4 protein-coding genes are annotated in these 6,151 nt (G+C 52.0%); 1 reads left to right on the top strand and 3 read right to left on the bottom strand.

Annotation, left to right across the window (positions count from 1 at the left end):
* The first annotated feature begins 331 nt into the window (after positions 1–331).
* Entirely contained in the window at positions 332–1,630 is a 1,299-nt protein-coding gene (locus OGY18_RS11815; protein ID WP_048225111.1) for an MFS transporter, read from the top strand.
* Here OGY18_RS11815 and OGY18_RS11810 read toward each other — a convergent pair.
* The 3 genes from OGY18_RS11810 to OGY18_RS11795 all read right to left on the bottom strand — a co-directional run bounded on the left by OGY18_RS11810 (position 1,627) and on the right by OGY18_RS11795 (position 6,125).
* On the bottom strand, positions 1,627–1,962 hold the full coding sequence (locus OGY18_RS11810) for a YfiM family lipoprotein (protein WP_208021691.1): 336 nt from the start codon (positions 1,960–1,962) through the stop codon (positions 1,627–1,629). The genes OGY18_RS11815 and OGY18_RS11810 overlap by 4 nt on opposite strands.
* A gap of 32 nt (positions 1,963–1,994) precedes the next feature.
* Entirely contained in the window at positions 1,995–3,350 is a 1,356-nt protein-coding gene (gene pssA, locus OGY18_RS11805; protein ID WP_286553088.1) for a CDP-diacylglycerol--serine O-phosphatidyltransferase, read from the bottom strand.
* Positions 3,351–3,464: 114 nt separating this feature from the next.
* Positions 3,465–6,125, bottom strand: a complete 2,661-nt coding sequence (locus OGY18_RS11795) for a bifunctional acetate--CoA ligase family protein/GNAT family N-acetyltransferase (protein ID WP_003835349.1) — start codon at positions 6,123–6,125, stop codon at positions 3,465–3,467.
* Between the last annotated feature and the right edge of the window lie 26 nt (positions 6,126–6,151).

Here is a 6,151-nt window from a genome sequence, read left to right as displayed (position 1 = left end):
TGAAAACCGCCGGATGCGGCGTGCCGCCTTATCCGGCCTGCAGGGGCTGGGCTGAACGTATTTTGTAGGCCTGATAAGCGTAGCGCATCAGGCAACGCGGCGGTACATTGCCGGATTCGACGTAACAGCCTTAATCGACCAACAAAAGCACACTGTCTCGATCTACTACACGGATCTCTCCCTCGAACATATCTGAATCCTTTCTTTGCTAATTAAAATCGTGATCTTTACCGCACAATAAGATATAACAATTATATAACATTCTATTCACTAAAAAACACACAACCATCATTGATAAATTCACGCGATCGTTGGCAGGGGTACAATTCTAATGGCTGATAGTAGTGTAACTGAGAACGGGGCGCTGTCAGACGGCGATACCCGCCGTCGTATATGGGCGATTGTCGGAGCATCATCAGGGAATCTGGTCGAATGGTTTGATTTCTATATCTACTCTTTCTGCTCTCTTTATTTTGCTCATATCTTTTTTCCCTCCGGAAATACCACCACGCAACTCTTACAAACCGCCGGCGTGTTTGCCGCTGGCTTCTTGATGCGACCAATTGGAGGCTGGCTGTTTGGCCGTATCGCGGATAAGCACGGGCGTAAAAAGTCCATGTTGCTGTCCGTTTGTATGATGTGTATGGGATCGTTGGTGATCGCTTGTCTACCGGGATATGAAACTATCGGTACCTGGGCCCCTGCGCTATTACTGCTGGCCAGACTATTCCAGGGGTTATCTGTCGGTGGTGAATACGGAACCAGCGCGACCTATATGAGTGAAGTTGCCGTTGAAGGTAAGAAAGGTTTTTATGCTTCATTCCAGTACGTAACGTTAATCGGCGGACAGTTGCTGGCATTGCTGGTTGTGGTCATATTACAGCACACGTTAGAAGACTCTGCGCTCAGAGAATGGGGTTGGCGTATTCCATTTGCGTTGGGCGCCGTGCTGGCTATTGTTGCGCTATGGCTGCGTCGCCAACTGGATGAAACCTCGAAACAGGACGTTCGTGCGCTGAAAGAAGCGGGCTCTCTGAAAGGTCTGTGGCGTAATCGCAAAGCTTTTGTCATGGTGCTTGGTTTTACCGCCGCGGGTTCGTTGTGTTTTTACACGTTCACAACCTATATGCAGAAGTACCTGGTTAACACAGCCGGTATGCATGCCAACGTAGCCAGCGGGATTATGACGGCGGCACTGTGTGTGTTCATGCTGGTACAACCGCTGTTCGGCGCCTTGTCTGATAAAATTGGCCGACGTACTTCAATGCTGTGTTTTGGCGCGTTGGCCGCGATTTTCACTGTTCCCATTCTGACAGCATTGCAAAGCGTAACATCCCCGTATATGGCGTTTGCTCTGGTGATGTGTGCTCTGTTAATCGTCAGTTTTTATACGTCAATTAGCGGTATTCTGAAGGCCGAAATGTTCCCGGCGCAGGTGCGCGCTCTGGGGGTTGGATTATCTTATGCGGTGGCCAATGCGTTGTTTGGCGGTTCAGCCGAATATGTCGCGTTGTCCCTGAAGTCTGTCGGTATGGAAACGACATTCTTCTGGTACGTCACTGCGCTGGCAGTCGTTGCGTTTTTAGTATCGCTAATGCTGCATGGGAAGGGGAAAGGTCTGCGCCTCTAGTAATGTGCCAGTTGCCAGACCGCATAGCCGGTAGATGCGCCTGCAACATCCCAGGCGAAGTCCTTCCAGCTCCAGCCGCTCCCAGCGGGACGGCTGTCCCATAGCTCTTTTGACGCACCCAGGCTGACTGAGAACATCAGGCCGATAGCCGCACTGCGATCGCGGCTGTTGCCCTGATGTTGGGCATATTCATTGCCGGCTGCGGCAAGCATGGCGGAGGCGATGAAGTGTTGAGCTTTGTCTTGCCCGCTCCACTGGTCGTTAGCCATATGGCTGCAGCCCGAAATGGCAAGGATACTGATAAGAATGAACAGGCGCACCGTTGCCTCCATATGAAAAACCCCGTCACTGGACGGGGTCTTGATTACAGAATACGGCTAATTAATCTGTCGATACGAATACGGCGCAGTCGACGGATGAGTTTACGCACTTTGACTGGATAGTCAGCAATGCTTTGCAGGTCGCGATAGTGCTTAACGACGGTAGTATGCATACGGATAAGCTCCAGCTCTTTATCGCGCTGAGGGGTGAGCTCTTGCTTAGGATCGTGGATAAGGATGGCGTTTTCCAGATCCAGACGCCAGGCGCGAGGGTTAAGGTTGTTGCCAGTGAGCAGCATCCATTTATCATCAACCCACATACCTTTCAGATGATAGGTATTGTCATCATCTTTCCATAAGCGCACGACCAACTGGTCGGTATTCACGTAATACTGCAATCTGCTCAGGAAACGGCGCAGATTTATTTCATACAGATAAGGCAGCGCACCGATGATCTTGAATGGCTCATCTTCCGGGATGAAAAAGTCGTTGGCGGTTTTATCACCGACAATGATTTCAACCTTTTTCCCTTCACGCAGCAGTTGAATGATATTGCGCACCAGTATGGCGGGAAGGTTGAAATAAGGGGTACAGATTGTAAGCTTGTGCTCCGCGCAGGGCATAAGATGGAAAATGGTCTTATTTAACAGACTGGATTTCCCAAGACCCACCAGAGGCGTAACCGAAAGCTGTTCGTTATCAGCATCACCCTGAAAATGGAATGACGCATCACGCAGTTCCTGACGGTACAGGCGGATGTCGTTTTTAATTTCTGGGCTTTTAGGGCGGTTGATATCATCAAGACGGTTAACGCCGCGACCGTTCATCAGGTTTTGCGTCACCCAATCGAACATGATATCGGCCATTTGCGCGTTGCGAATCAACTGATAACGGTCATAGCGATATTTATCATGCTGATGCAGGTAAACATCGTTCAGACTAGCCCCGCTGTACAGGACGCTGTCATCAATGATAAAGCCTTTGAAATGCAGGACGCCAAGCGCTTCACGGGTGTTAATCGGAACGCCATAGACAGGAATATCGATACCAGGGTTTTCTTGCGCCATTCGGCAATACCAGTCAGCATTGGTATTGGATGCCGCAGCCCCAATACGACCGCGCTGGGCTCGGTGCCAGTCGACAAGCACCCGGACATCCAGTTCAGGACGCTGCCGTTTTGCCGCATAGAGAGCGTCAAGTATGCCTTTACCACCGTCATCCTGTTCCAGGTACAGCGCAATAATGCAGATCCGTCGCGTCGCGCTGGCTATTTTTTCCAGCAGAGTCTCCCTGAAATTAGCGGGAGCATAAAAGAAATCTACATCATCAACTGACTGAGAAATCTTGGGTAGTTGGGCAAGGTGTTGTTGATGTTTATTACGCTTAAATTTTGACAACATCACAGTGCATTTCTTCTCTGTTCATTGAAGGGTCCTCTGTGCTATGCAGACGACATAAGCGGGCAATGATACCACCAGTACCCATTAATGTGGTCAACATTTCCAGTACCTTACTCACGATTCCTCACATTGGGCCAGATTAAGCGTTAGCCCAACAATTCCCTCTTCGAGCTGGACGTCAACAACAAACCCGAGTTTTCGGGCCAGGGCGACCATCCCACGATTGTTCGGCATCGTAATACCATTCAAACGTATAAGTCCGTGATCTCGAGTATAGGCAATTAATTTTTCCATCAATCGGCGACCCAGTCCAAGCCCTTTGAGATCGGAACGAACCAGTACGGCAAACTCAGCGTCTACGTTATCAGGATCCGAGATCGCTCGCGTTACGCCGAGGATCTCTTCGTGATTATCTTTACAACGCACCGCAACAAAGGCCATTTCCCGATCGTAGTCGATCTGCGTCATATTGGCTAAATCTTCGTGGGTAAATTCGTTGATCTCACTGAAATAGCGATAATAAAGATCTTCTTTTGTCACCTGAGAAATGAACTGCTGAAGATGAGGTTCATCCTCCGGCAAAATGGGGCGGAACAGACAGCGCTCGCCGTTCTTCAACTCCACCCACTCTTCAAGCTGATGGGGGTAGGGACGTACAGCCAGTCTGCTTTCGTTATCGCCCGTGAAAGGAGCAATATCCAGCGTAACGTCCAGCGCGGTAAATTCTCCGGCCGAGGCCAGCAGCGGATGAATATCCAGACGCTGAATTTCCGGACAGTCGACGATCAGGTTGGAGACCTGCACCAGAAGCTGGCTCAACCCGGCGATATCCAATGGGCGCAGTGCACTGCGCGCGCGGATCTTTTTATTTTTGATCCCCTGGATCACCAGATAACGCGCCAGATTCATGTTCAATGGCGGCAATGCCACCACGGCTTGATCTTCCGGTCGCCACTCAACACCACCTTCACCCAGCATAATCAACGGGCCAAATACCGGGTCGTGTTCAACGACGACGCGAAGTTCCTGAGCACCAGCGCGATTCGCCATACTTTGTACTAATAAACCGTGAATGCGTGCCTGCGGCCAGGCCATTTTTACCCGATCGAAAATTGCATTGGCAGCCTGCTGCACTTCTGTTGCTGTACGCAGGTAGAGCATTACCCCTTGAACTTCCGACTTATGCGGGATATCAGGAGAACGCAGCTTGAGCGCCACCGGGTAGCCGATTTGCTCCGCGATGTGTACCGCTTCCGCGCTGTCGCTGGCGATCCACGTTGGCAGCGTGTGTAAGCCATAAGCCTGTAAAATCGGCTGCACTTCGTGGGTATCAAGCGATGTGGCTCCTTCAGCAATCGCCCGCTGTAACAGATTATGCGCTTCGGCGGTGTTGGAGGTCAGGCTGTCAGGCAGCGCAGGCGTTTCTCGTAGCTGCTTCTGGTTTCGCCGATACTCCACCATATGCATAAATGCGGTGATGGTACCTTCCGGCGTGCGGTAGGTGGGCAGTCCGGCTTCACTAAACAGTCTGCGGGCTTCCTGAGAGGAAAACTCTCCGCACCAGTTGGTCAGTAACGAGACGAATTTTCCTCGGGGGTGATGCTTTACCGCTTCAATCAATGCCTGTGCGCTTTCGGTTCCGGGAGCGGCTGCGCTGGGGGAATGAATCACCATCAACGCGTCGAAATCCTGGCTGGCAAGCAAAATATCCAGCGTCTTAACGTAGTGTTCGCTGCTGGCGTCATCACGCAGATCCAGCGGGTTGGCGATATCAACATGTTCAGGCAAGGCATCGCGTAATTTCTGGCAGGTGTCTTCACTCAACGTCGCCAACTTGCCATTTTTTGACCACAGTTCATCTAATGCCAGTGCGGCAGGCGCGGCCCCATTGCTGATGATCATCAGCCTGTCGCCACGCAGCGGGCGCATGTGGCTCAGGGTTTCGACCGCCGAGAACAGCTCGTGGGTGTCTTGTACGCGTAGTAAACCGGCGCGCTGAATAGCGGCGTCCCACGCGGGGTCCATCCCGGCGCTGGTATGCAGTAAACGCTGCGCCGCTGGACTACGACCGCTCTTAATCACCAGAATAGGTTTATTGCGCGAGGCGCTGCGGGCGGCGGAAACAAAGCGTCGGGCATCACTTAAATGCTCGAGATACAGCAATATCGCGCTGGTTTTGCTGTCGCGCGCCAGGTAATCCAGCAGCTCATCAACGTCGATATCCAGGCTATCACCCAGCGCGATAAAGTAAGAAAAGCCCATTTCTCTCTGCTGTGCCCAGTCGAGAATGGTGTTGGATACGGCGGCGGATTGAGAGATAAAAGCCAGCTTGCCGCGCTTAATCGGAACGGGGGAAAAGCTGGCGTTAAGTCCTTGCCAGGGCGCGAGAAGTCCCAGGCTGTTGGGGCCCAGCAAACGTATGTTGTAGCGTGATGCGCAGGCCAGTAGCTCTGCGTGCTGCGCCGCGGGAGCTGAGAGAATAATGCAGGTTTTACAGCCTTTCTCGCCAAGCGCTTCGAGTAACGCCAGGTTACGGCTGGCATTGGTGCACAACACAGCGAGATCCGGGCTAAAAGGCAGGCTGTTGATATTGGGCCACGCCAGTACGCCCAACACCGCTTTCCATGCGGGCGTCACCGGTAAAACAGGTCCATTGAAACCGCCGGCAAGCAGGTTACGCATCATCAGGTAACCCGCGCGATTAGGCTTCATTGACGCCCCAATCACCGCAATGGATTTCGGTCGCAGTAGTGCTTCCAGGCCACGCTGACTCATATCGGCTTCCTTAATGACACCAGTGA

Origin of the sequence: Citrobacter sp. Cpo142, assembly GCF_030332425.1 — a bacterium.
Taxonomy (GTDB): domain Bacteria; phylum Pseudomonadota; class Gammaproteobacteria; order Enterobacterales; family Enterobacteriaceae; genus Citrobacter; species Citrobacter portucalensis.
The sequence above is the reverse complement of the archived record's forward strand: the minus strand, read 5'-3'. Positions and strand labels throughout refer to the sequence as shown.

Coding starts and splice junctions, on each gene's coding strand:
- OGY18_RS11815 (WP_048225111.1), top strand. CDS start 332: ATGGCTGATAGTAGTGTAACTGAGAACGGGGCGCTGTCAGACGGCGAT.
- OGY18_RS11810 (WP_208021691.1), bottom strand. CDS start 1,962: ATGGAGGCAACGGTGCGCCTGTTCATTCTTATCAGTATCCTTGCCATT.
- pssA (WP_286553088.1), bottom strand. CDS start 3,350: ATGTTGTCAAAATTTAAGCGTAATAAACATCAACAACACCTTGCCCAA.
- OGY18_RS11795 (WP_003835349.1), bottom strand. CDS start 6,125: ATGAGTCAGCGTGGCCTGGAAGCACTACTGCGACCGAAATCCATTGCG.